At 33.0% G+C, this 25,766-nt stretch carries 23 protein-coding genes; 22 read left to right on the top strand and 1 reads right to left on the bottom strand.

Annotated features, from left to right (window positions below; translation table 11 throughout):
• The first annotated feature begins 24 nt into the window (after positions 1-24).
• The 14 genes from COJ46_RS03460 (at position 25) to COJ46_RS03395 (ending at position 12,571) form a co-directional block, all read left to right on the top strand.
• Positions 25-1,647, top strand: coding sequence for a long-chain-fatty-acid--CoA ligase (locus COJ46_RS03460; protein ID WP_097977763.1), 1,623 nt, complete (start codon positions 25-27; stop codon positions 1,645-1,647).
• Positions 1,648-1,830: 183 nt separating this feature from the next.
• Positions 1,831-2,400, top strand: coding sequence for a TetR/AcrR family transcriptional regulator (locus COJ46_RS03455; RefSeq protein WP_097977761.1), 570 nt, complete (start codon positions 1,831-1,833; stop codon positions 2,398-2,400).
• Between the two features lie 79 nt (positions 2,401-2,479).
• Positions 2,480-2,881, top strand: a complete 402-nt coding sequence (locus COJ46_RS03450; protein WP_097977759.1) for an acyl-CoA thioesterase — start codon at positions 2,480-2,482, stop codon at positions 2,879-2,881.
• Between the two features lie 31 nt (positions 2,882-2,912).
• Entirely contained in the window at positions 2,913-3,980 is a 1,068-nt protein-coding gene (locus COJ46_RS03445) for a phosphotransferase family protein (protein ID WP_097977758.1), read from the top strand.
• A gap of 24 nt (positions 3,981-4,004) precedes the next feature.
• Positions 4,005-4,784, top strand: a complete 780-nt coding sequence (locus tag COJ46_RS03440; protein WP_097977756.1) for an enoyl-CoA hydratase/isomerase family protein — start codon at positions 4,005-4,007, stop codon at positions 4,782-4,784.
• A gap of 21 nt (positions 4,785-4,805) precedes the next feature.
• Positions 4,806-5,786: a quinone oxidoreductase family protein gene (locus tag COJ46_RS03435; protein ID WP_098565696.1), complete on the top strand. Its 981-nt coding sequence runs from the start codon at positions 4,806-4,808 to the stop codon at positions 5,784-5,786.
• Between the two features lie 50 nt (positions 5,787-5,836).
• A complete protein-coding gene (locus COJ46_RS03430) occupies positions 5,837-7,015 on the top strand; it encodes an acyl-CoA dehydrogenase family protein (protein WP_097977752.1) in 1,179 nt (392 codons plus the stop codon).
• Positions 7,016-7,033: 18 nt separating this feature from the next.
• Positions 7,034-7,792, top strand: a complete 759-nt coding sequence (fabG, locus tag COJ46_RS03425) for a 3-oxoacyl-ACP reductase FabG (RefSeq protein ID WP_097977751.1) — start codon at positions 7,034-7,036, stop codon at positions 7,790-7,792.
• A gap of 18 nt (positions 7,793-7,810) precedes the next feature.
• A complete protein-coding gene (locus tag COJ46_RS03420) occupies positions 7,811-8,260 on the top strand; it encodes a MaoC family dehydratase N-terminal domain-containing protein (protein WP_097977749.1) in 450 nt (149 codons plus the stop codon).
• On the top strand, positions 8,257-8,661 hold the full coding sequence (locus COJ46_RS03415; RefSeq protein WP_097977747.1) for a MaoC/PaaZ C-terminal domain-containing protein: 405 nt from the start codon (positions 8,257-8,259) through the stop codon (positions 8,659-8,661). Before COJ46_RS03420 ends, COJ46_RS03415 begins: the two co-directional genes overlap by 4 nt.
• 143 nt (positions 8,662-8,804) lie before the next feature.
• Positions 8,805-9,662, top strand: coding sequence for a hypothetical protein (locus COJ46_RS03410; RefSeq protein ID WP_097977745.1), 858 nt, complete (start codon positions 8,805-8,807; stop codon positions 9,660-9,662).
• Between the two features lie 367 nt (positions 9,663-10,029).
• The gene (locus COJ46_RS03405) at positions 10,030-11,094 is read left to right on the top strand and encodes an undecaprenyldiphospho-muramoylpentapeptide beta-N-acetylglucosaminyltransferase (protein WP_097977743.1); all 1,065 of its coding nucleotides are present in this window, start codon (positions 10,030-10,032) and stop codon (positions 11,092-11,094) included.
• A gap of 98 nt (positions 11,095-11,192) precedes the next feature.
• Positions 11,193-12,017 carry a GNAT family N-acetyltransferase gene (locus COJ46_RS03400; protein WP_097977741.1) on the top strand — a complete coding sequence of 275 codons (825 nt, stop codon included), beginning with the start codon at positions 11,193-11,195 and terminating at the stop codon, positions 12,015-12,017.
• 104 nt (positions 12,018-12,121) lie between these two features.
• Positions 12,122-12,571 carry a dCTP deaminase domain-containing protein gene (locus COJ46_RS03395; RefSeq protein ID WP_069032426.1) on the top strand — a complete coding sequence of 150 codons (450 nt, stop codon included), beginning with the start codon at positions 12,122-12,124 and terminating at the stop codon, positions 12,569-12,571.
• 49 nt (positions 12,572-12,620) lie between these two features.
• Here COJ46_RS03395 and COJ46_RS03390 read toward each other — a convergent pair whose 3' ends face one another.
• Entirely contained in the window at positions 12,621-14,015 is a 1,395-nt protein-coding gene (locus COJ46_RS03390) for a peptide MFS transporter (protein WP_097977740.1), read from the bottom strand.
• 686 nt (positions 14,016-14,701) lie between these two features.
• Here COJ46_RS03390 and rsgA point away from each other — a divergent pair.
• From rsgA to COJ46_RS03350, 8 genes are all read left to right on the top strand, one after another.
• On the top strand, positions 14,702-15,748 hold the full coding sequence (gene rsgA, locus COJ46_RS03385) for a ribosome small subunit-dependent GTPase A (protein ID WP_097977738.1): 1,047 nt from the start codon (positions 14,702-14,704) through the stop codon (positions 15,746-15,748).
• Positions 15,749-16,244: 496 nt separating this feature from the next.
• A complete protein-coding gene (liaF, locus tag COJ46_RS03380; RefSeq protein WP_097977736.1) occupies positions 16,245-16,982 on the top strand; it encodes a cell wall-active antibiotics response protein LiaF in 738 nt (245 codons plus the stop codon).
• Positions 16,979-17,995: a sensor histidine kinase gene (locus COJ46_RS03375; protein WP_097977735.1), complete on the top strand. Its 1,017-nt coding sequence runs from the start codon at positions 16,979-16,981 to the stop codon at positions 17,993-17,995. Before liaF ends, COJ46_RS03375 begins: the two co-directional genes overlap by 4 nt.
• A gap of 11 nt (positions 17,996-18,006) precedes the next feature.
• On the top strand, positions 18,007-18,645 hold the full coding sequence (locus tag COJ46_RS03370; protein ID WP_056476946.1) for a response regulator transcription factor: 639 nt from the start codon (positions 18,007-18,009) through the stop codon (positions 18,643-18,645).
• Between the two features lie 139 nt (positions 18,646-18,784).
• A complete protein-coding gene (locus COJ46_RS03365; protein WP_097977733.1) occupies positions 18,785-21,976 on the top strand; it encodes a DEAD/DEAH box helicase in 3,192 nt (1,063 codons plus the stop codon).
• A 168-nt stretch (positions 21,977-22,144) separates the two neighbouring features.
• Positions 22,145-23,509 (top strand): 4-aminobutyrate--2-oxoglutarate transaminase, encoded by a 1,365-nt coding sequence (gabT, locus tag COJ46_RS03360; protein ID WP_097977731.1) that lies wholly within the window; start codon positions 22,145-22,147, stop codon positions 23,507-23,509.
• A gap of 1 nt (position 23,510) precedes the next feature.
• Positions 23,511-24,944, top strand: coding sequence for an aldehyde dehydrogenase family protein (locus COJ46_RS03355; RefSeq protein WP_098565695.1), 1,434 nt, complete (start codon positions 23,511-23,513; stop codon positions 24,942-24,944).
• A 171-nt stretch (positions 24,945-25,115) separates the two neighbouring features.
• Positions 25,116-25,619, top strand: a complete 504-nt coding sequence (locus tag COJ46_RS03350) for a GNAT family N-acetyltransferase (RefSeq protein ID WP_097977727.1) — start codon at positions 25,116-25,118, stop codon at positions 25,617-25,619.
• Positions 25,620-25,766: the final 147 nt, after the last annotated feature.

Raw genomic sequence — 25,766 nt, 5'->3', positions numbered from 1 at the left:
ATGATCAGAAATGGAGAGTTATGTATGTCAACAAATAAAGTATGGTTAGCTCACTATCCTGAATATATTGCAAAAGAACTATCAATTCCGACAAAGTCAATTCCAGAAATGTTTAACGAAGTTGCCGAAAACTACCCTAATCATTCTTGTCTATCATTTTATGGTAAAAAAAATACGTATGAAGAAGTACAGTCGGCAGTAAAGAGATTTGCTTCTGCTTTACAAAAAGATGGCATTCAAAAAGGTGACCGAATAGCAATCATGCTTCCAAATTGTCCACAATATGTTATTTCATATTATGGAATTCTAACTGTAGGTGGTATTGTAACCCAAATAAATCCAATGTCTGTTGAAAGGGAACTAAAGGAAGTTTTAAATGACTCAGGAACTGAAACGATTGTTGTATTAAATAGTTTGTACCCAAAAGTGAAACCGTTAATTGAAGAAACGAACTTACGGAAAATTATAGTAGTAAATTTAACTGGTACAGAAGAGAATGATGAAGAAGCAATATCATTTGGAAGTTTTTTGCAAAGTGGAAATCAAGAATTGAAACCTGTTTCGATTGATTCTCATGAAGATGTTGCAATTCTTCAATACACAGGTGGTACTACTGGACGTTCTAAAGGAGTAATGCTAACCCACCGAAATCTATACGCAAATATAATGCAGCAAAGTGAATTTTTTAAAGGCGCATTTGATCCAGGTTGTGAGCGGGTCTTATCTATCATACCGTTTTTTCATGTTTATGGAATGACAGTCTGTATTAATTTAAGTGTTTTTATGGCAAACGAAATGATCATCCTACCACGTTTTGAAATTGAAGAAGTTTTAAATACGATAAAAAATGAACAACCTACACTATTTCCAGGTGTGCCTACAATGTATATTGCGTTAATAAATCATCCTGAGTCTGAAAAATATGGGATTGATGCAATTAAGCTTTGCAATAGTGGTAGTGCACCGATGCCAGTAGAACTCATGAAGCAATTTGAAAAAAAGACAGGTGCTACTATTTTAGAAGGCTATGGATTATCTGAAGCATCCCCAACTACTCATAGTAATCCTGCATTTGCAGCAAGAAAGCCTGGCACCGTGGGCATCCCTTATCCATCTACTGATTCAAAAATCGTTGACATAGCTAGCGGATTAGACGAAGTTCCAGTAGGTGAAATTGGTGAATTAATTATTAAAGGACCTCAAGTGATGAAAGGCTATTGGAATTTGCCAGAAGAAACGGCAAATACAATTAGAGATGGTTGGTTATATACTGGTGATATCGCGAGCGTTGATGAAGATGGATACGTCTCAATTTTAGATCGAAAAAAGGATATGATTATAGCAAGTGGCTTTAACGTGTATCCTCGTGAAATCGAAGAAGTAATTTATGAGCATCCCTACGTTAAAGAGGCTGTTGTAATAGGTGTACCCGACTCCTATAGAGGTGAAACAGTTAAAGCAGTGATTGTCCTTAAAAAAGATAAACATCTTCCCATTGAAGAAATGAAGGAATACTGCAAAAATCATTTAGCGACATATAAAGTTCCACGAATAATCGAATTCCGAAACGAACTTCCTAAAACCAATGTTGGCAAAATATTAAGAAGAGCTATTAGAGAAGAAGATAGCTCTATCTATCAAGGATAATGGAAGATAGGGTATTGTTGATATTCTTTAATACTGCAACTACCCAAGCTTAAAAGTGAGCATCCTGCAGTGGAAATCAACCACACATACTTATTTATCAACATATAAAAATTAGATTATGATAAAACCTTCCTTGTACTATGATATAATTCTATTGAATTTTTAAGATTGCGAGGACATCTAATGAAACAAAAAATAAAGGAACACTCTATACAGCTATTTGATAAAAAAGGATTTACGAGTACATCCATTCAAGATATCGTCGAATCGATCGGAGTGACAAAAGGAACTTTTTATTACTATTATACAAGCAAAGAACAGCTTCTTATGGAAATTCACCTTCAATTTATTGATGAAGTATTAAATGAGCAGGAAGAAGTTATTAATGACACAAAGAAAAGCTTTTCAGATAAGCTATTTGAAGTCATTTATTTAAGCTTAATGGATATTAAAAAGCAAGGTCCAAGTGCAAAAGTATTTTATCGTGAAATGAGACATTTAAATCCTGAAAGTTTAACAGAAATTAAAGCAAAAAGAGATTTATACAGATTTAATATTGAGAAACTTCTTAATGAAGGAATTAAAAATGGCGATTTAAGATCAGATTTAGACGTACCAATTGTTTCATTCGGTATTTTGGGTGTTATGAACTGGAGTTATGAATGGTATAACGCAGAAGGACAAAAAAATGCATTTGAAATAGCGAAGTCATTCCAAGAACTGATCTTAAAAGGGATTAAAGTAGGGGAGTAATCTATTGTCTCCTTCTCCTTTACATACCGACCAGTTAGTATTGTTAAATACGAAATAATTGATAAAGGTAGGTTGTTTTATGGAAAAATTCACCGTTACACCCAGATTTTGTGAAACCGATGCATTAGGTCATATTAACAATACTAGTTACTTTATTTATTTAGAAGAAGCGCGAATTAAATTCTTCCAATCGCTTGGCTATTCAATGAATCTAGATGATTGGAAATTTATTCTAGCGTCTACAAAATGTGATTTTGTGAATCAAGGTCACTTTAATCAAAAATTATCAGTATCGACCTATATTTCAAAAATAGGAAACAAAAGCTTTCATCTAGAACATGAAATTTGTTGTGAAGAGACAAATCAGATGATTGCCACAGGTAATGCGATCATCGTATTTTTTAATTTTAAAGAACAGCGTAGTGAAGTACTTCCTGAGTTATTTAGAGAACAGCTAGAAAAGCATTTAGTTGTAAAATAAACTGAATTTTCTAAAGTTAAGGAGGGGTAACATGGCTGAAAAGGTAGAAATAGAAACGATTCAAGTTCGCAAAGGTGAAGAGTTAAATCCTCAAGTTTTACATAAATTTTTAGCAAAAAATATTGATGATCTTCCAGATGGAGAATTAGCGATTCGTCAGTTCTCAGCAGGGCATTCAAATTTAACCTATTTACTAAAAATTGGGGAATGGGAAGTTGTGTTAAGACGGCCGCCACTTGGCCCAGTTGCTCCAAAAGCACACGATATGAAAAGAGAATTTCGTATTTTATCAGAAATACATCCACACTTTTCGGCTGCACCTAAGCCCATTTTATATTCTGAAAATGAAGAAATTGTAGGTAGTCCATTTTTCATTATGGAAAGAAAAAATGGTGAAGTATTTGACTCATCATTTCCTCCACATTTAAACGTAACAATTGAAGATCGTAAAAGATTATCTACTGTAATGGTAAATAAGTTGGTTGAGTTACACTCCATTGATTATACAAAAACAAAACTCCTAGAAATAACGAAACCTGAGAATTTTATGGAAAGACAGGTTAATGGCTGGATTGGACGTTATAACAGGGCAAAGACTAGTGAAATTGCCGAGGTTGATCGACTAATGAGTTGGTTAATCAATAATGTACCAAAAAATCATCACTCATCAATTATTCATTATGATTTTAAATTAAATAATTCCATGTTTAGTCACGATTTAAAAGAAATGATCGGACTGTTTGATTGGGAAATGGCAACAATTGGTGATCCATTAGCTGATTTAGGTGTCGCTTTATGCTATTGGATTCAAAATGATGATCCAGATTTATTAAAATTTGGATTAGGTAAACCACCTGTTACGATTCAAGAGGGATTTATTACAAGAAATCAATTTATTGAGGCATATGCAAAAAAAAGTGGCAGAGATTTATCAAACATTCATTACTACATGGCTTTCGCTTATTTTAAATTAGCAGTAATTGTTCAACAAATTTTCTATCGATTTAAAGCAGGTCAAACAAGTGATCAGCGTTTTGCAAAGTTTGATCAATTCGCAGAAAATCTGATTAGGATTGCTAATGATCTAGCAGTTAAATAGATTCATATAAAAGGAGTGAAATAAATGAGTAATCAACATTTATTAGTAGAAGTTAAAGAGCGGATTTTAACTTTAACGCTAAATAGACCAGAAAGTCTAAATTCTTTTAGTTATGAAATGTTAAATGGTATTACTGAAGCGCTTAATGAAGCAAAACTGAATCCAGAAATAAAAGCAATTGTACTAAATGGTGCAGGTCGTTCATTTTCAGCAGGTGGAGATGTTAAAACGATGGGAAACGTCACGCCAAATGCAGTATATGAGCATATAGGAATCCTAAATACTGTTATTAAAACGATTCGTGAAATCGAAAAGCCTGTAATTGCTTCAGTACATGGTTTTGCAGCTGGTGCTGGTTTTAACTTGGCTTTAGCATGTGATTTAATCATCGCAACAGACGATAGTAAATTTGCATTAAGCTTCTCGCAAGTGGGATTAATCTCAGATGGAGGCGGTTCTTATTTCCTACCAAGGTTAATCGGTCCATATTTAGCAAAACAGTTTTTCTTTACTGCAGAGCCAGTTCCTGCTGAAAGAATGTATCAACTAGGTATGATTAACACACTCGTACCACCTGAAAACTTAGTTGAAGAAACAGTAAAATTTGCAAATATTATAGCCGCAGGTCCAGGGAAAGCAAATGGGATGATGAAAAAATTAATTAATCAATCTTTTACATCAACTTTAGATGAAATGCTAGAACTTGAAAGAATTACTCAGCCATTAATGGTAGCAACTGAAGACCATCAAGAAGGTGTTGCTGCATTTAAAGAAAAAAGAAAAGCGATTTTTACTAGTAAATAAAAAACTGAAAGGAAGTTTACAATGCAATCAATTCAATTTAAACAATTTGGTGGTCCTGAGGTATTAGAAAAGGTCGAACTTGAAAGACCAGTACCAAAGGGGAAAGAAGTATTAATTGAAGTGCATGCAGCAGGTGTCAATTATGCTGATACTGCGCGAAGGGAAAATCAATATGTAGTCAAAACTACTTTGCCGTATGTACCTGGTGCAGAAGTTGCTGGAGTCGTAGTGGAAATTGGTGATGAGGTTACTTCAGTAAAAATTGGTGATCGAGTTGTTTCCATGTTGGAATGTGGTGGATACTCAGACTTTGCTTTGACAGATGAGCGGTCAATTATACCTTTACCGAACGAGATGGATTTTAAAATAGCCGCTGCATTACCTGTCCAAGGATTAAGTGCTTACCATATCTTAAAAACGATGGGTATGTTAGAACCAGGAGAAACCGTTTTAGTTCATGCGGCAGCTGGTGGTCTAGGTACGTTAGCAGTACAATTAGCGAAGCTTTTTGGAGCCGGCAAAGTAATCGCAACAGCAAGTACAGACGAAAAATTACAGCTAGCAAAAGAAATGGGCGCAGATGTATTAATCAATTATACAGAAGAAGGCTGGGAACAAAAAGTACTTGAAGCTACAAATGGAAATGGTGTAGATGTTGCCTTAGAGATGGCAGGTGGCGATGTTTTTTATAAAACGTTAGATTGTTTAGCTTATTTCGGAAGATTAGTTATTTATGGTGTAGCAAGTGGCCAGCAAAGTAAATTTTACCCATCTTCATTAATGGCAAAAAATCAATCAGTAATTGGTTTTTTCCTACCACCTCTTTTGAGAAAAAAGGCATTAATTAAACAAAGCTTAGAAGAATTATTTACTTATTTAGCTGAAGGGAAATTAAAGATCACGATTGGAGAAGTATTTCCATTAAGTGAAGCATCAAATGTCCATACGATCTTGCAATCAAGAAAAACTGTTGGAAAAGTGATTTTAGAGCCGAGAAAATAATGAATTTTTGATATGAAAAACTTTGATCAGATGAAACGGGGGAAATTTAAATGCATTTACGCCTGACTGACGAACAAAAAATGATTCAAAAAACAATTCGAAAATTTGTTGAAAAAGAATTAATCCCTTTAGAAAATGAAGTACTTAGAAATGAGCGTGAAGGAAGACCAAGCTTAGATCCCGAAATTGAAAAGGAACTTCAATTAAAAGCCAAAAAAGCTGGTTTCTGGGGAATTAATACACCTACTGAATATGGCGGTGCTGATTTAGGCCAAATGATGTTAGCAATTATTTATATGGAAATTTCAAAAACATTCGTTCCTTTTAAATTTGGTGGTTATGCTGATAATATTTTATTTTATTGTAACGAAGAACAGAAAAAGAAATACCTTATTCCGACAATAAATGGTGACAAAAAATCATGCTTTGCAATGACGGAGCCTAATGCGGGCTCTGATACTCAAAACATTAAAATGACCGCTGTAAAAGATGGGAATGATTGGGTATTAAACGGTGAGAAAACATTTATTACAGGCGGAAATGAAGCAGATTTTGTAATGGTCATTGCAATTACGGATAAAGAAAGACATCAAAAAACTGGTGGAAGAGATGGTGTAACTTGTTTTATAGTCGACCGAGAAATGGGTTGGAAATCTGAATTTATCCATACAATGGGCGAATGGGGACCAGCTAGTTTAGTATTTGATAATGTCCGTGTGCCTGAAGAAAATATTCTTGGTGAATTAAATGGTGGCTATAATTTAGGTCTTGAATGGATCGGATTTGCAAGATGGATTGTAGGTGCCACAGCAGTTGGAGCAGCTGAACGGTTATTACAAATGGCCATTGATTATTCAAAAGAAAGGGAAACATTTGGAAAACCAATTGCCGAACGACAAGCTATACAGTGGCAAATAGCGGATTCTGCTGTTGAAATAGAAGCAGCCAAATGGCTCGTGTTAAATGCAGCATATACACTCGATCAAGGAGAAGACAATAGACATTTAGCATCAATGGCGAAACTATATGGTTCGAATATGGGAAATCGAGTTGTTGACCGCGTACTTCAAATTCATGGTGGAATCGGATATACGAAAGAACTTCCGATTGAAAGATGGTACCGTGAAGCAAGATTATGGAGAATATACGACGGTACTGATGAAATTCAACGCTTAATCATTTCACGTAATTTACTAAAAGGACATGTTAAATTAGGACAATACGTTTAAAAGATGGGAGAGAGGAATATGGCAGGAAGATTTGAAGGTAGAGTAGCCTTTGTAACAGGTGGTAGTCGAGGAATTGGAAAGGGAATTGTCGAATTATTTGCAAATGAAGGAGCAAAAGTAGCCATTATTGATGTGAATGAAGAAGCACTTTCACAAATTGCTTCAGAATTTAAGCAGTATGAAATATACACTAAAGTTGCAAACGTTACTAACGCCAATGAAGTTGAAACTGCTATGAAAGAGGTACATGATACATTTGGTTCAATAGATATTGTAGTCAATAACGCAGGTGTTATTCGCGATAATTTATTATTTAAAATGACAGACTCAGATTGGGATACTGTTATGGATGTTCACTTGAAAGGTTCCTTTAATGTTGTACGTGCTGCACAAGCCTATATGGTTAATCAAAAATATGGAAGAATCATTAATATTTCTTCAACATCTGCACTTGGGAACCGTGGCCAATCTAACTATGCAACTGCAAAGGCTGGTTTACAAGGTCTAACGAAAACCCTTGCAATTGAACTTGGTAAATATGGAATCACTTCTAATGCTGTAGCGCCAGGGTTTATTGAAACTGAAATGACGAAAGAAACAGCAAATCGAATCGGTATTACGTTTGAACAACTTGTTGAAGCAAGCTTAAGCCAAATACCAGCGGGAAGAACAGGTAAACCAGAGGATATTGCAAATGCAGTTGCATTCTTTGCCGATGAAAAGTCTTCCTATGTAAATGGGCAAGTTTTATATGTTGCAGGTGGACCTAAAGCTTAAAAAAATGAGGTGAATTTAATGTTTAAATCGTTTATTGGTAAACGCTCTAAATCAGTCAAAAATACTGTAGAACGTAGTGCTGTGAAAAAATTTGCTGAAGCAATTGGGGATTTACATCCAATTTATGTTGATGAAGAATTCGGAAAACAAACTAGATATGGACAAAATATTGCTCCAACAACATTTCCTAGAGTATTTGAGTATGGAAAAATAGAGAATTTTAACTTACCTAATGTTGGGCTAATTCATGGTGAGCAAACATTTGAATATAAAAGGCCACTTTTAGTTGGAGAAACCATTAATTGTTATACAGAGATAAAGGACTATTATGAAAAACGCGGTGGGCATGGATTTATGGGCTTTCTAGTACTGTCAGATAACGGAGAGGATCAAGCAGGCAATATTATTTTTACTACTAAATCAGTTGTTATTATAACTGAAGAGGTTAGGAAGGTGTTAACGGTATGACGGTTTTATTAGATTTACATATTGGCGACTCGTTAAAACCAGTCATACTTGAACCAGTAACTCGAATTGATTTAATAAAATACGCGGGAGCATCAGGTGATTACAATCCTATTCATACAATTGATGAAGAAGCAAAGAAAGCTGGTTTACCTGGGATTATTGCACATGGCATGTGGACAATGGGGAATTTAGCGAAGCTTTTTTCAGATTATTTAGAAGTCGGATTTATTGAAAATTACTCCATAAGATTTAAAAATATGGTATTTCTAAATGATGTCATCACATTAAATTCAACACTTGATAAAATTGATGAAAACAACCTACATTTTAAAGTAAACGCAAAGAACCAGAACGATGTAACTGTTATAACTGGTAAAATTTTATTTAAATTATATGAATGATACTGATTCTAATTGGGACTTCTAAAAGGAGTCCCTTTTGTATTTTACAAATTTCAACTTCAATAAATGTTAATTTTACATTAAATAGGATTTGGATACAGTAGATTTACACATAATATTAAAAAACGAAATAGGTGAGAAAAATGGATCTTTCATTTGATAAATTATTAGAGCAATTTGATTTGAAAAAAAATGAACACCAAAAAAATTTGCATAAGGTTAACAAAAGAATAGATGAAATAGAATCTCATATGGAAGAAATTAAAAAGCAATTACATAATTTTGACCATCAAATTGTTAATATAGAAAAAGAATTAAAAACTACACTATCAATGATTAGCAGTGAAACTGAATCAAGCTCACATCACAATATAGATCATAATAATGGACATGACGAGCAAAACGAGCATCATGAACATCATGAGCAAAACAGACATCAAAAGCATCACAAAGGTCATGAACACCATCCTGATCATCCTAATTGGGCTGAAAATTTAATACATAATGTGGAGGAATTTTCAGCAAGTATATTTGAACCAAAGCATGAAGGTCATAAAGAGCATCATGAACATCATGAACAGAAAGAACATCATGAGTATGAACACCATCAACAACAACAAGAGCAACAAGAACATGAACATTTCGAGGAAAAGCAACATAACTCTAGAGTAGCTAATAGGAAAAAGTATAATAATCAAAATACAGAAAATATAAACCAGTATTCTGCAAGTACAATGGACGAAAGTCTATTGAGCGGCATAGCAACTGGATTAACGAGTTTTAATGAAAAAAATTATTCGGAATTAACATCTGATTTCACAAATCATAATGAAGAACAACACCAACATAACAACCATGGTAACGTCTCTAATGAAAAGAAGACATCTGAACAATTATTAGAAACGGATTTTTCTGATTTATCAATTGATGATTGGGAGGACTCTACTACCAACTTATCGATGTCAGAATGGTTTGAAGTTGATCCTAATGATAAAAGATAGGATCATTTGATCAATTTAATTGATTATGGAGCCAAGTCGCTATCCATTCGATACATTTAGCCAAATCAGTAGTGAAATTCAACAACATGGTGTTAGTGAAAAACTTATTTGCAAGTGGGCAAATGCATTACTTCTAAAAAGTGAAGTAATGCATTTTTGCTTTTTAGAGGAAATACACTCTGATTTGGTGAATTTATCAAGAAAATACAACTAATTATGTATTTTTGAGCTATGATGGTACATAAAGATATAAAATTGAGAATATATAGAGAGTTAATATAGTGGGTTATTCTAGTAGGCTATTTTGGTCCCAGTATAAGCTTTGTGAAAATTTGTGATTTGAATAAGAAAATAGATAGGAGTTAATATGTCTAAGAAAACAATAGTATTTACAGGTGGTGGCTCTGCGGGGCATGTAACACCAAATATCGCCATTATTAATGAATTAAATAAAAATGATTGGGATATCCATTATATTGGATCTAAAAAAGGAATTGAAAAGGAACTAATAAATAAAATTGAATTACCTTATTACGGGATTTCAAGCGGAAAATTAAGACGATATATAGATTTTGAAAATATTATTGATATGTTTCGAGTAATAAAAGGCTGTCTTGACGCAAGAAGAGCATTAAAAAAAATTAAGCCGAGTTTAGTTTTTTCAAAGGGTGGCTTTGTTTCTGTACCAGTAATCATTGCCGCTAGCACATTGAAAATTCCAATTTTTATACATGAAAGTGATATGACACCAGGACTTGCGAATAAAATTTCCCAGCGATTTGCTACAAAAATTTTCACTTCTTTTGAAGAAGCAAAAAATTATTTTCCAAAAAATAAAACAACGGTAATTGGTTCACCTATAAGAAAGGAATTATTAAATGGCTCAAGACAAAAGGGCATAGAATTCCTTAATTTTAAAAGTTATATACCAATATTAACAATTATGGGTGGAAGTTTAGGTGCAAAGAAAATCAATGAAACTGTTAGAGAATCATTACAGGATCTAACGGAAAAGTATCAGATTGTCCATCTATGTGGTAAAGGAAATATTGATGAAAATTTAAAAAATATTCAAGGATATAAGCAATTTGAATATATTCATGACGAACTAGCAGACGTACTGGCCGCATCTCAAATGATTATCACTAGAGGTGGCTCAAATGCAATATTTGAATTTTTAGCATTACATAAACCGATGTTAATCATCCCACTTACGAAAAATCAAAGTAGGGGAGACCAAATATTAAATGCAAATTCTTTTAAAGATAAAGGCTTTGCATTAATGATGGAAGAAGAGGATTTAACGACTAAATCACTCCAAGAATCGATTGAAGAACTTCAAACTAAAAAGGACTTTTTCATTACCAATATGAAATCATCGAATCAAAGTGAAGCACTTGATATACTACTTGTGGAAATAAATAGTAATTAATTCGATTAAAGCATTCTTCTAAATAAAGGAAGAAATGTTTTTTTGTTGAATAACACTAATGGGACTAAGAGAATTATTGTAAGAAGTAGGTGGAAAATTTGATTACAGAAAAACAATTAAACGAAATTAGCATTTTACAAGATACATGCGAAAAATTTGATGAAATAACGTTAAAGTTAAACTGGGAAATGTTAAGAAATCGAAGAAAAGATGTAAAAGAAGATTTCTTTCACTATGAAGAAAATCAATTAGTTGGATTTTTAGCGACTTATTATTTTGGAGAAAAAGTTGAAATCTGCGGTATGGTTCATCCGGAATTTCGACGAAAAGGAATTTTTTCTAGTTTGTTAAATGAAGCACTGATTTCAATAGCTCCAGCCACTACCATTTTATTAAATGCTCCTCAAGCTTCAGCATCAGCGAAAGCATTTATTCGAAATCAAAAAAATTGTACCTATTCTTTTTCTGAATATCAAATGGCTTGGAAAAACCAAGAGGTAAAAGCATTTACACCAATCGTTAAATTCACGAAAGCAGAGCAAGTAGATTTCGTATTTATTTCAAATTTAGATGTTGTATGTTTTGGATTTGAAAATAGTGATGCAGAGAAGTACAACCAACGCATTTTAAATGAACCAGATCGTGATTTATTTATAATAGAAGTAAATGATAAAAAAATTGGTAAAATGAGCTTGCTTCGAGAAAAAAATGAGAGTTGGATTTATGGTTTTGCAATACTTCCAGAATACCAAGGTAGGGGATATGGAAAAAATGCATTACTCCAAACCATTCAAAAAGAAAACGAGATTGGAAACGAAATTCATTTAGAAGTTGCTTTAGAAAATAGTAACGCGAAGAAATTATATATCGATTGTGGATTTAGACAATATAATACTCAAGATTATTATAAAATTAGCCAATAATTTGTAAGAGACTGTCTGTTTTTTTATGACAGCCTCTTTTTTTATGTACTATGAAAATATCTATGTTACACTAGAAATGGATTAAATGGTAAAGGGTGAAAGTTTTGGAAAAAATAAGAGGATTTGAAGTAGCAAAAGGATTCGAAAATTGTGGAGTGAATCTACCAAAAAGAGCAACGACTCATGCAGCTGGATATGATATCGAATGTATTGAAGAAACAATTATAAATCCAAACGAGATCAAACTTGTTGGTACAGGGTTAAAAGCGTATATGCAAAAAGACGAATTTTTAGCATTATTTGTACGCTCGTCTACACCACTAAAAAAAGGCTTAATGAAAGGAAATGGGGTAGGGGTTATTGATTCAGACTACTACAGCAATCCTTCAAACGATGGCCATATCATGATGCAATTAATAAATGTATCAAAGGAGCCTGTTATCATTCAAAAAGGTGAGAGAATTGGACAAGCTGTTTTCCAAAAGTTCTTATTAGCTGATGATGATTTCGCAGGGGAAGAACGAGTAAGTGGTTTTGGAAGTACTGGCAAATAAAAATGCAGAAAAAAAAGAACTCGAGCAGATCGAGTTCTTTTTTTTGTAATTAGTCTAACATTTTTGCAAGTTTTGGTGATAAAGCAAGTAAGATTAAACCTGCAACGATTGCTGCTCCACCTACTGCTAAGAATACTTGTAACATTCCAAGAGTTGTTGTAAATGCAGCTAATTGACCACCAACTAAGTTTGCAATGAAACTTGATGATAACCATACACCCATTAATAATGAAGCAAGTTTAGCAGGTGCATAACGAGATACTGCTGATAACCCAACTGGTGAAAGTACTAATTCAGCAATTGTATGGAAGAAATATGTCATAACCATGAATAACATGTTTGCTTTTACAGTAATATGATTTGGATCAGAACCTGTTTTCATAACTGCCATAATTGTGAATGCGAAACCAACACCTAATAGGATAAGACCCATTGCCATTTTCGCAGGAACGCTAATGTTTTTACCATTTCTTGCCATTTTAATCCAGATCATAGAAAGAACTGGAGCGAAAAGCATAATGAATAATGGGTTAACAGATTGGAACCATGCAGATGGTACATTGAAGCTTCCAACTTTAAGATCTAAGAAACGCTCAGTATAAAGTGTTAATGATGAACCAGCTTGTTCAAATCCAGCCCAGAAAAATACTACGAATGCAGCTAAGATAAAGATAACAGTAGTACGTTGTTTTTCTTTTTTAGTAAGAGGGATATCCTTAACTGAAGCGCTGTTACCCTCTTTCACAACTTTTGCATTAGGTTTTGTACCTAAGTCACCAAGATATTTTGATGCTAATAAGTTGAAAATAATTTGACCAATAATCATACCGATTGCAGCTGCTAAGAAACCATAACGGTAACCGAATAAATCATCGCCAGCAGCATTTTTTGACATAAATAAAGTTTGTGCTAAATAACCAGTAACAAGTGGAGCAAAGAATGCACCTAAGTTGATACCCATGTAGAAGATTGTGAATGCACCATCACGACGTGGGTCATCTCCTTCATAAAGTTCACCAACAATTGTTGAAATGTTTGGCTTGAAGAAACCATTACCGATAATCATTAAAATTAAACCAAGATATAAACCAGTTGAAGAATGAATACCGAATAATGCGATATTACCAGCTGCCATAATAATACCACCAATTGTAATAGCAGCACGCTTTGCAAGGAAATTATCTGTAATCCACCCACCAATGATTGGAGTGAAATATACTAGTCCAGTAAATAATCCATAAAGTTGTAGTGCCCATGCATCTTTAAATCCAAGTCCACCTTGAACTACTGAAGTTGTTAAATAAAGAACTAAAAGTGCACGCATTCCATAATAACTAAAGCGCTCCCAAGCCTCAGTTGCAAAAAGTAAGTAAAGGCCAGGTGGGTGTTTCGTTTTTTGATTTTGCTCGTTTGATGAAACGTTTTGTTTTGCTGCTACGCTCATTCAAATTCCTCCCTCATAAGTGCTATTCTGTGTAATTTTCTGTATGAATATTTATTGTCGCCAATTCATATACTATTCTGTCAATTTACTGTAAAAAATAATTTCCGAATTCAACAAATTTCGACAATTTGAGTTAAAAAAAATTTCTAACTATTTTCATCAGAACAATGCTACTAAATTTTTATCTAGATCCACAAAAATAACTTGGGACCAATTTACTATTTTAGTATAACACACAATAGCGTATTTCTGTAAAGTTTTTTATATTGTCAGACAAATCTAGCAATACTGATTTTTCTTATTAAATTAGTATTTTTAGACATTGTCGATTGACCTGTATTAGTACAGCCTAAACAAAAAGACCTATATCTAAATAATAATAAGTTTTTGAAATATTTCAAGGGTTTTTATTATTTTTTACTTTAATATTATAAAAGTTTAATTAAACAAAAGAATGAGAATTGTCAAAATATGTCGAAAAGAAAAAGAAAGTTTTCTCCTTTTTTTAATATTCAATTAATTCATATGGACGATTTTCTAAAATATGGATATACTAAAAGTACTATATATGAAACGGAGTGATGAATATGGGAAAGTTAATTAATTTAGTTCAGAAGAAGGTAAATAGTAGAGGACAAAAAATGGAGTAAATCTTCATTATTGTCCTTATATAATTGGAGGACAAAATGAATTTAAAACAATTAGGTTGGAACGAAGCGTTCGGAGAAAAGGATCAAAATACTGTAGTTGCAAGAGTTATATCTGAACAAAGACAAATTTATAAATTGCATGATGGAGAAAATGAACTAACTGGTGAAGTTTCTGGGAAATTTCAATTCCAAGCAAAAGTAAAAAGTGATTATCCATCCGTTGGAGATTGGGTTGTAATTGAACCGTTAAAGGGTGAAAACAAAGCAATTATTCAAAAAGTATTGCCGAGAATAAGTCAATTCTCAAGGCAATCTGCAGGAGAAAAAACTGAAGAACAAATAGTAGCTGCTAATATAGATTATGTGTTTTTAGTAATGGCATTAAATAACGATTTTAATATAAGAAGATTAGAACGTTATTTACTTGTTGCCTATGATAGTGGAGCAAATCCAATTATTGTTTTAACAAAAAAGGATTTATGCACTGACCTACCAACCAAAATTGCAGCAGTTGAAGAGATTGCATTTGGTGTACCGATTTATTCTGTAAATAGTACAAATGGAGAAGGTATTGAAGAACTGAAACAGCTCATATCATCCGGGAAGACTGTTTCCTTACTTGGTTCTTCAGGTGTCGGTAAATCTACATTATTAAACGCGTTAATCGGTGAAGTAATTCAAATAACACAGGACGTACGTGAAGGTGACGATCGCGGAAAACATACTACTACACATCGCGAATTATTTTTCCTACCATCTGGTGGAATGGTCATCGATACACCAGGTATGAGAGAATTACAGCTTTGGGGTGGAGAAGAACATATAAGCTCGACATTTTCAGATGTCGAAGAATTAGCTAAATCATGTAAATTCTCTGACTGTACACATGCAAACGAACCAGGATGTGCAGTTAATCGAGCAATCGAAAACGGCGAACTAGATCAGCAAAGACTCACAAGCTATCGTAAATTAATGAGAGAACTAGCGTATGCAGAACGTAAACAAGACGCATCACTAGCTAGACAAGAAAGAGATAAGTGGAAAAAAATTAGTAAAATGATGAATACTAAGTCTTATAAGTAAGGGAGAAGAGTATTTATACTCTTCTTTTTCTTTTGAGATTTAGTGACTTTTATGGGGTTGTTGATGAGTAAGTAAAAATGCATGAATGTACGAGTTAGTGACTTATAAGGGGTTCATGGGTAAGTACAAAGGCAAAAATCCACGATTTAGTGCCTCATAAGAGGTTCATGAGGAAGTACAAAGGCAAGAAACCGGGATATAGTGCCTCATAAGGGGTTCATGAGGAAGTACAAAGGCAAAAATCCGCGATTTAGTGCCTCATAAAAGGTTCATGAGTATGTAAAGAGGCAAAAATCCGCGTTTACCTTACTCATAATGAGTCAAAGGGTACTTACATAATTCCTCAAAAAAATCTCAGTCTTAAGACCGAGATAAGACAATACTTAAGTTTGTATCAAAACGAGCAAAAAATAGATAAACTACATAGTAGAATAGTTAATAACAAAAGCTTTCGATTGCTATTAACAAGCTAGTTTAGTGAATAGAGGAGAGCTATATGAAGCGATTTAGACGATTGTCTAGCAATGAATTAACTGGATTATTATTCATAATTGCAGGCATAGGATTATTATTTGATCTATTTTTAAATCCTTTTGCAATAATCGCAGCTGGGGTAGGTATTTATTTATTTCAGTATGGGGCAAAAAAACGTAAAGTTTACCCTTCTACATCTGCGAATATCGCGTTTTTTGGAGGAATCATTTTATTTATCAGTAATGTATTTCAATTGAAATCAATCTTAGGGGTATTATCCTTTATTGTGATTTATGTAGGATATTTAATATTCGTTAATTCTAAATTTAATGCAAAGGTCATTGTTCCAAACATAGTTGAAACAACGAATACAGGAGTCTTTGAAACAAATTCTCTCATTTCAAATCGATTTTTCACAAATATCCATCTAAAGAATGATTCATTTGAATTAGATGATGTTGATTATTATTTTGGAATTGGTGATGTCATAATCGATCTTTCAGAGTCATTTATTCCTGAAGGAGAGACAGTGCTGGTATTAAATGGAATCATCGGTAATATTACATTGTATGTGCCGTATGATTTAGAAGTCTCGATCCAGCATTCTACTTTATTTGGGAAAATTAATATCCTTAAAAATAAATTGAACGGATTTAACAAGAATTGTAAGTTCACTTCTAATGATTATAAAGAAGCTTCAAGAAAGTTAAAAATTGTCACTTCTTTAGCAATCGGAAATATTGAGGTGACAAATAAATGAAAATTGACAAAGGTATCTTTTTATCAATCTGTCTTGCTGCATTTACATCAAGTATTTTAATCTGTGGCGTTGTTTATTATTTCATTGATCATACTTTTCTTGATAAATTGCTTTTGTATAAAATTGGAAATTTTTCTTTATTATTAATATTATTTGTAGCAATCATTATCATATCAATTGTTTATAGTACAGCTGTTTTGAGCACGATTCGTCATAATGAAAAAGCATTATTAGAAGGTATAGCAAAGGCAGAAAATGGAATTTATCATAAAGAATCAGAGCATTCAATTCGGTCAATTGATAACGAAATCGAATTAAAACTTCAAAAAATATCTAAACAAATTGAAGATTCAAGGAAGACTGTTCAAAAATTAGTAGATGAAAAGAAATTAATTGAATCTCAGACAATTGAAGATGTCGTAACAAAAGAGCGACATAGACTAGCGAGGGAATTACATGACTCAGTTAGCCAACAATTATTTGCGATTTCGATGATGATTTCTGCGATCAATGAACTTGGTGAAACTACATTTAAAGAACAATTACAATATATTGAAAAAATGGCGATTAATGCTCAATCAGAAATGCGTGCACTTTTATTACATTTAAGACCAGTTCAGTTAGAAGGTAAAAGCTTAAAAGAAGGCGTAGAAAAGCTTCTAACTGAATTAACAAATCGTCAAGCTCTTCAATTAAAATGGAAAATCGATGATATTTCACTCTCAAAAGGTGTAGAGGATCATTTATTTAGGATTATTCAAGAAGCATTATCGAATACTTTAAGGCATGCAAATGCAAAAACTTTTGAAATACGAATTAGAAAAATTGAAGATTTTGTATTAGTTCGAATGATTGATGATGGAATTGGGTTTGATATCGAGAACCGAAAAACTGGTTCGTATGGATTGCAATCAATTAGTGAACGTTCTTCTGAAATTGGTGGAACGGCAAAAATAGTAAGTATACCAAAAAGAGGAACCCAGATTGAAGTAAAAGTTCCTGTAATTGAATAGAGGTGGGAAATTTGATCAAAGTCGTGTTAGTTGATGATCATGAGATGGTAAGAATGGGTGTTTCTACATATTTAAGTACTCAATCTGATATTGAAGTGGTTGGTCAAGCAAGTAATGGAAAAGAAGGCGTAGAACTTGTATTAGAAAAACGTCCTGATATTGTATTAATGGACTTAATTATGGAAGTTATGGATGGAATTGAAGCGACGAAACAAATAATTTCAAAATGGCCAGAAGCAAAAATCATCATTGTTACAAGTTTTATTGATGATGAAAATGTTTATCCTGCCATTGATGCTGGTGCAATTAGTTATATGTTAAAAACATCTAGAGCTAGTGATATCGCAAATGCAATACGAACGACACATAAAGGTGGATCAGTTTTAGAACCAGTTGTTACTGGGAAAATGATGAATAGAATGAGAAAATCTACCCAACGGGAATTACATGATGATTTAACGGCTAGAGAACAAGAAGTACTTCATTTAATGACTGAAGGTAAGTCAAATCAAGAAATCGCCGATACTTTATTTGTTTCATTAAAAACGGTAAAAACGCATGTAAGTAATATTTTAACGAAATTAGAAGTGGTCGATCGAACTCAGGCCGTAATTTATGCTTTTAGACATGGAATTGTTGAACAAAAATAGATTTATTTATAAAAAGAAGTCAAAAATGGCTTCTTTTTTTCTATTTTTATAAGAAGATTTGAAGCAATATTTTAGATAAATAAATAATTAATGGTAAGATAGTTATATTCGTTTTATTTATTTTGGAAGGAGCAGTTAATTGAAGATAAAATTGAATCATAAAATCATAAAAGAACGCTGCGGTACAGTCTCCTTCAAAAGGGGTGACTCTTTTTATCGCGCAAATAAAGTACAAATCGAAAAAGTTAATGAAGATACTTGTACAGCAACAGTTATAGGAAATGAAGATTTTACCGTTCATGTTATAAGAGAAGAAAATGGTGATTTTTATAGTAAGTGCACATGTCCTAAACTAGCTTCAATTAAAACAGATTGTCAACACATAGCTGCAGTTTTAATTTCGATTTTTGAACGTCAGAAAAACGAGAGAAATCCTTCAGAAATTGATGTTTTTATGGAAAACTCCGATAGATCGAATGGTATTTTAGAACTTTTTCATGATAAAACGTTTCGTAAAAGCGGACAATTAAAGCATTTTGACGATCGGCAAATAATTGATTTTGAGTTTATTTGCGAAGTCGTTGAAATGAGTGAAGGCTATAAAATCCTTGGAATTGCTATGACATTTGGAAAAATGAAAGTAGAAAATCTACGAAATTTTTTAAAGGATGTTAATGAGGGTAAAGTAAGTAAAATTTCGGATGATATTATTTTTGACCCTAATTTACATTGTGTACAAAATGAAGTTAATCGAATTTGGGAACTTTTAATAAAGCTGTTAGATGATGAAAAAATGTTTAATGATCATTTGACTAAGAAAAATGAATACATGTTCATTTCTCCGACAATTTGGAGACAATTCATTAATTTATTAACTGTTACAGAAAACGTAAAAATAATTGAAAATGGAATACCATTTTATGGAATTTCATTTACCGAAGATAAATTACCTTTGGAATTTGAAATTGAGCATTTAAGTGATCAATACTTTTTAACTGCAAAAGGAATTGAGCAATTAACAATAATGGAAGCTTATTCAACAGTCTTATATCGTGGAAGAATATATAATCTTAAAGTTGAGGAATTTAATCGACTTGTTGAGTTAAAACAAATATTTAAAAATACAGTACATGAAAAAATAAATATTCCAACAGACCAAATCCATCTTTATGTTGAGAAAGTCATTCCAGGTCTTATAAAGCTTGGTAAAGTACAAATTCCTACTGCATTATCAAACCAATATTCAGAAGCCCCGTTAAGAGCAAAGCTATATTTAGATCGTATTAAAAATAAATTACTTGCAGGGATTGAATTTCATTATGATCGCATCGTGATAAATCCGCTAGATCAAAGAGAAATTCAACTGAGTAAAACGTTAATTAGAGATGAAGAAAAAGAATTAGAAATATTACAATTAATGGAAGATAGTTCATTTTCAAAAACTGAAGGTGGCTATTTCTTACAAAATGAAGAACTTGAATACGATTTTTTAAGAAATATAGTACCTAAGCTTGAAAAACTAACTGAAATTTATGCAACGACCGCTGTTCGAAATCGAATTTTTAAAGAAAATAAGAAACCACAAATACGAGTTAATTTAAAAAGAGAACGAACGAATTGGTTGGAATTTAAATTTGAATTAGACATTCCCGAGAAACAAATCAAAGAAGTTTTATTAGCACTAAAAGAGAAACGGAAATATTATCGGTTACATGATGGAACTTTGTATTCGCTTGAAACGAGAGAATTACAAGAGATAAGGCGATTTTTAAATGCAGTACCTGAGCAAGAGTTTGATTATGAAAGTGTTTTAAACTTACCGATAAAAAATGGTCTATATTTATTAGATTCTGCGGAAGAAACTAGTTTGTTTAAAATAGAAGATCGATTGAATCAGTTTTATGAGAGTTTAATAAATCCAAATGAAATAGTAGAAGAAGTACCTGTAACAATGAAAAATCTGTTAAGAGATTACCAAATTTTTGGATACAAGTGGATGAAGAACTTAGCAAAGTTCGGATTTGGAGGAATTTTAGCGGATGATATGGGATTAGGTAAAACAATTCAAAGCCTTGCTTATATACAATCCGTTTTAAACGAAATCCGTTCATTTAATGCACCAATTCTAATTGTTTGTCCTACTGCATTAACGTATAACTGGTTAAGCGAAGTATTCAAATTTACACCTGAAATTCAAGCGCTTGTCATTGATGGAAATAAAAATGAAAGATTGAAAATACAAAAGGAACTAGTCAATATCGACGTTTTAATTACCTCTTATCCGATGTTAAGAAACGATATAAAGTGGTACGAAAAGCAAAAGTTTCATACAGTATTTTTTGATGAGGCACAAAATTTTAAGAATCCTTTTACTCAAACAGCTAAAGTCGTAAAAAAGCTAAATGCTGATCAACGGTTTGCTTTAACAGGTACGCCAATTGAAAATTCACTCGAAGAACTTTGGGCAATTTATCATGTAGTTTTTCCAGAATTATTTGGAGGGTTAAAGGAATTTAGCAATTTGACTAGAAAAACAATCTCTAAAAGAGTTCGACCTTTCTTATTAAGAAGATTAAAAGAGGATGTTCTTAAGGAGCTTCCAGAGAAAATCGAATGGAAGGAATCCGTCGAATTGTTACCAGAGCAAAAAAAATTATATGCAGCATATTTAGCAAAACTACGACACGACACACTAAAGCACTTAGCAGTGGATAAATTTACATTAGGCAAAAATCATATCAAAATTTTAGCTGGTTTAACCCGTTTAAGACAAATTTGTTGCCATCCAGCTTTGTTTATAGATGGTTATGAAGGTAGTTCAGCTAAGTTTGAACAACTATTTCAACTAATTGAGGCATCAAAAATAGCCGGTAGAAGAGTATTGATATTCTCTCAATTTACGAAAATGTTAGATTTAATCGGTAGAGAACTATCAGTCATGGGAGAACAATTTTTTTATCTAGATGGACAAACTCCTTCAGAAGAACGTCTATCGATATGCAATCGATTTAACACTGGTGAACATAACTTCTTTCTAATTTCATTAAAGGCAGGAGGAGTGGGACTCAATTTAACTGGAGCTGATACAGTAATTCTTTATGATAATTGGTGGAATCCTGCGGTTGAAAACCAGGCAACGGATCGAGCATATCGTTTCGGTCAAATAAATGATGTTCAAGTGATCAAGCTAGTCGCTAAAGGAACGATTGAAGATAAAATGAATGAACTACAAGAGAAGAAAAAACAATTAATAGGAGAAATTATTGAAACGAATGGAAAACCTTCATTTAATTTAACAGAAGAAGACATTCGCGAATTATTAATGTTCTAAACTATTTGCCGCTCACCTGAGTGGCTTTTCCCTTTCCCTCAAATAAGCCCTTGGCTTAGTTTTATTTCATTCTTAAATGTTTGAAAGCGAGTATATTAATAATGAAGCTAATAATTTAATAATTTTATAGATTGAAATGAAATTATTTTTATGAGAGGGAGAGTTTGCATGAGCAATAATCGAAAATTTGTTAATGTCTCAGCAGGAGTTCCAGGGCCAAAGGGAAAAGAGCTCATAGAATTACGTAATGAGTTTGTTCCAAATGGAGTTGGAAATAATACACCTGTTTTTGTAGAAAAAGCAAACGGTACAATCGTTGAGGATGTTGATGGAAATAAATTTTTAGATTTTGCTGGAGCAATTGGTACGTTAAATGTAGGACATACTCCAAAGAATGTTGTACAAGCGATTAAAAATCAATCAGAGCGATTAATCCACTCGTGCTTTCATGTAGGAATGTATAAGTCTTATATTGATTTAGCTAAAAAATTATCTGAAATAACGCCTGGGGATTTTTCTAAAAAAACAATTCTATTAAATAGCGGTGCTGAAGCAGTTGAAAATGCTGTTAAAATTGCAAGGAAGTACACTGGCCGTTCAGGCATTATTTCGTTTACACGAGGATTTCATGGGCGGACTTTATTAGGAATGTCTTTAACAAGTAAAGTAAAACCATATAAATATAAAATGGGACCATTTGCTCCAGCTACATATAAAGCAAAATTCCCTTATTTATCGAATAGACCAAAAGAGTTATCTGAAGAAGAATATATTAATTTTTGTATCTCTCAATTTAAGGATTTTCTTTTAACAGATGTATCACCGGAAGAAGTGGCTGCGGTTATTATGGAGCCCGTCCAAGGAGAAGGAGGATTTATTGTTCCTCCAAAGAAATTTGTAAAGGAAGTATATTCTATTTGTAAGTCACATGGAATTTTGTTCATAGCGGATGAAATTCAAACAGGATTTGGGCGAACAGGTGAATTATTTGCATCAACCATTTTTGAAATTGAACCTGATTTAATCACAATGTCAAAATCAATCGCAGCTGGTGTACCAATTAGTGCGGTGACAGGGCGTACTGAAATAATGGATGCGGCATCACCCGGTGAATTAGGTGGAACTTATGGCGGAAGTCCATTAGGTTGTGTAGCAGCGCTCGAAGTGATTGAAAAAATTGAAAGTGAAAAATTATGGATTCGAGCTAGATCGATTGGAGAAAAAATCAAATCATTTTTTGGTCAATTGAAAAATGATTTTCCAATAATTTATGATATTAGGGGACTAGGAGCAATGGTAGGTATCGAATTTATAGATCCTACTTCTGGTCAACCAGCAAAAGAGTTTGTAGCAGCGTTAACAAAAAAATGTTGTGAAAATGGAGTTATTATTCTTAGCGCAGGTGTTCATAGTAATATTCTACGTTTCTTAACGCCTTTAATTATTTCTGACGAGGAATTAGATGAAGGACTGAATATTATCAAACAATCAATATATCAAGTTGCTAGTCAGCTTGTAACTGAGGTGAAATAGAATGAAAAAGCAATTTTATATAGAAGGAAGTTGGGTTGAAGGGGTTAAACATGAAAATCTTGTTGCCCCTCATTCTGGTGAGGTGTTAGCCGAAATTCCAATCGCAACGATAGAGAATTTAGAAGAGGCGATCAGAGCGGCTAATAACGCGAAAACTCAAATGGAAAAACTCAGCTCGTATGAAAGAAGTGTCATTTTAGAGCAATTAGTTGAACAATTTAAAGAAAATCGTTCAAAACTTGCTGAAATTTTAGCATTAGAGGCATCCAAACCTCTAAGGGCTGCTTTAGGTGAAATTGATCGAACGATTGCAACTTATAAAATAGCCGCTGAAGAAGCAAAAAGAATATATGGAGAAACAATCCCTCTTGATGCAGTAGCAGGTGGTGAAGGTCGAGTCACTTATACAGTCAGAGAGCCAGTTGGTGTAATTGGTGCAATTACACCGTTTAATTTCCCGTTTAATTTAGTCGCACATAAAGTTGGTCCAGCAATTGCTGCAGGAAATACAATTGTTTTAAAACCAGCTAGTCAGACTCCACTTTCTGCCATTGCATTAGCTGAAATGATTGATAAAACGGATTTACCTAAGGGTGCGTTTAACCTGATTACCGGAAAGGGCTCGGAAATCGGTGATGCTTTAGTAAAACATCCTGACGTGAACGCAATTACATTTACCGGCAGTCCTGAAGTCGGCATCTCACTAAAAAACAAAGCAGGATTAAAAAAAGTAACGTTAGAACTAGGGTCAAACTCAGCATTGATCATCGATGAAGATGTCCAGTTAACTGATGAATTAATCAATCGTTGTGTATGGGGAGCCTTTATTTATAACGGCCAAGTTTGTATTTCATTACAAAGAATTTTTGTACATCATACACTTTATAATGAATTCCTATTGAAGATGAAAAATGCTACTAAAATGTTAAATATAGGTTCGCCATTAGACCTTCAAACAGATATTAGTGCATTAATTTCTAAAAAAGATGTTGCTAGAATAGATGAATGGGTAAAGCAATCTATTAAAGATGGAGCTGATCTAGTAACTGGTGGGGACATAATAGATGAACGTCTTTATAAACCAACTATTTTAACAAATGTAAAGAACAGTAGTGATGTATCCTGTAAGGAAATTTTTGGTCCAGTTGTCGTCATCAATTCATATGAACAGTTTGATGAAGCAATAAATGAAGTAAACAATAGTCGGTTTGGATTACAAGCTGGTGTTTATACAAACAACTTACAAAGAGCATTATATGCTACTAAAAAATTACATGTAGGTGGCGTGCTAGTAAACGATGTTCCTACATTTAGAGTTGATTTAATGCCTTATGGTGGCGTAAAAGAAAGTGGTTATGGAAGAGAAGGCATAAAATATGCAATACAAGAGATGACTGAATTGAAACTAGTCTCTATTAAACTTTCAGACTGTTGACAAGCGCTTGCAATCAGTCTGATAATCATTGGTATTGGAATTTGTCTTACAATGCAAGGACTGATCATGTATTAATTTGATCAGTCCTTTTTTTATTCTAAAACTTCAGAATTATATGTTATATTTGAATGATACGAAGTGAATTGTAAAAGCTTCGAAGGGGGATTAAGTATGGAAATTCGAAAATTAACAATTGAAGATTTACCTGAGTTTATTCGATTAAGAAGTGAAGGATTAACATTATCACCAGAAGCATTCGGGGAAAGTTTAACTGAGTATGAGAGAAAATCAATCGAACAGCACACAAATAATTTCCCTAAGACTTTCGATAATTTTATTATTGGTGCTTTCGACAATGGCGTACTTGTTGGTGTTGCTGGCTTCTACCAAAAAAGATCTGAAAAAATGAAACATAAAGGAACAATTTGGGGAATGTATGTTACACCAGATTACCGAGGTAAAGGTGTAGGGAAAAAAGTTTTAAGTCAAGCGATCCAAGATGCTATGGAAATTGAAGAAATTTTACAAATTGAATTGGCAGTCATCTCATCTAATCAATCTGCAAAAAGACTTTATGAAGCAGTAGGCTTTGAAAGCTTTGGAACAGAAAAAAGAGCATTATTTGTTAACGGTGAGTTTTACGATGAAGACCATATGGTTAAGATTATTAAATAAGAAGAAAGAGATGATCAAATGAATGTTTTGATCGTCTTTTTTTATTTTAAAAGCTTTCATTTGTTCAATAAAAGTCCTAAAGGCTGTCTAATTTACAGCCTCTTTTTATTTCCAAAATTAACATTTTAATTTAACAGAGCCATTAAA

It is taken from the genome of Bacillus sp. AFS077874, assembly GCF_002566505.1.
Classification (GTDB): domain Bacteria; phylum Bacillota; class Bacilli; order Bacillales; family Bacillaceae_G; genus Gottfriedia.
The sequence above is the reverse complement of the archived record's forward strand: the minus strand, read 5'-3'. Positions and strand labels throughout refer to the sequence as shown.

Bases quoted from the DNA above. Each gene is read 5' to 3' on its own strand.
- COJ46_RS03460 (WP_097977763.1), top strand. From the start codon at position 25: ATGTCAACAAATAAAGTATGGTTAGCTCACTATCCTGAATATATTGCA.
- COJ46_RS03455 (WP_097977761.1), top strand. From the start codon at position 1,831: ATGAAACAAAAAATAAAGGAACACTCTATACAGCTATTTGATAAAAAA.
- COJ46_RS03450 (WP_097977759.1), top strand. From the start codon at position 2,480: ATGGAAAAATTCACCGTTACACCCAGATTTTGTGAAACCGATGCATTA.
- COJ46_RS03445 (WP_097977758.1), top strand. From the start codon at position 2,913: ATGGCTGAAAAGGTAGAAATAGAAACGATTCAAGTTCGCAAAGGTGAA.
- COJ46_RS03440 (WP_097977756.1), top strand. From the start codon at position 4,005: ATGAGTAATCAACATTTATTAGTAGAAGTTAAAGAGCGGATTTTAACT.
- COJ46_RS03435 (WP_098565696.1), top strand. From the start codon at position 4,806: ATGCAATCAATTCAATTTAAACAATTTGGTGGTCCTGAGGTATTAGAA.
- COJ46_RS03430 (WP_097977752.1), top strand. From the start codon at position 5,837: ATGCATTTACGCCTGACTGACGAACAAAAAATGATTCAAAAAACAATT.
- fabG (WP_097977751.1), top strand. From the start codon at position 7,034: ATGGCAGGAAGATTTGAAGGTAGAGTAGCCTTTGTAACAGGTGGTAGT.
- COJ46_RS03420 (WP_097977749.1), top strand. From the start codon at position 7,811: ATGTTTAAATCGTTTATTGGTAAACGCTCTAAATCAGTCAAAAATACT.
- COJ46_RS03415 (WP_097977747.1), top strand. From the start codon at position 8,257: ATGACGGTTTTATTAGATTTACATATTGGCGACTCGTTAAAACCAGTC.
- COJ46_RS03410 (WP_097977745.1), top strand. From the start codon at position 8,805: ATGGATCTTTCATTTGATAAATTATTAGAGCAATTTGATTTGAAAAAA.
- COJ46_RS03405 (WP_097977743.1), top strand. From the start codon at position 10,030: ATGTCTAAGAAAACAATAGTATTTACAGGTGGTGGCTCTGCGGGGCAT.
- COJ46_RS03390 (WP_097977740.1), bottom strand. From the start codon at position 14,015: ATGAGCGTAGCAGCAAAACAAAACGTTTCATCAAACGAGCAAAATCAA.
- rsgA (WP_097977738.1), top strand. From the start codon at position 14,702: ATGAATTTAAAACAATTAGGTTGGAACGAAGCGTTCGGAGAAAAGGAT.
- liaF (WP_097977736.1), top strand. From the start codon at position 16,245: ATGAAGCGATTTAGACGATTGTCTAGCAATGAATTAACTGGATTATTA.
- COJ46_RS03375 (WP_097977735.1), top strand. From the start codon at position 16,979: ATGAAAATTGACAAAGGTATCTTTTTATCAATCTGTCTTGCTGCATTT.
- gabT (WP_097977731.1), top strand. From the start codon at position 22,145: ATGAGCAATAATCGAAAATTTGTTAATGTCTCAGCAGGAGTTCCAGGG.
- COJ46_RS03355 (WP_098565695.1), top strand. From the start codon at position 23,511: ATGAAAAAGCAATTTTATATAGAAGGAAGTTGGGTTGAAGGGGTTAAA.
- COJ46_RS03350 (WP_097977727.1), top strand. From the start codon at position 25,116: ATGGAAATTCGAAAATTAACAATTGAAGATTTACCTGAGTTTATTCGA.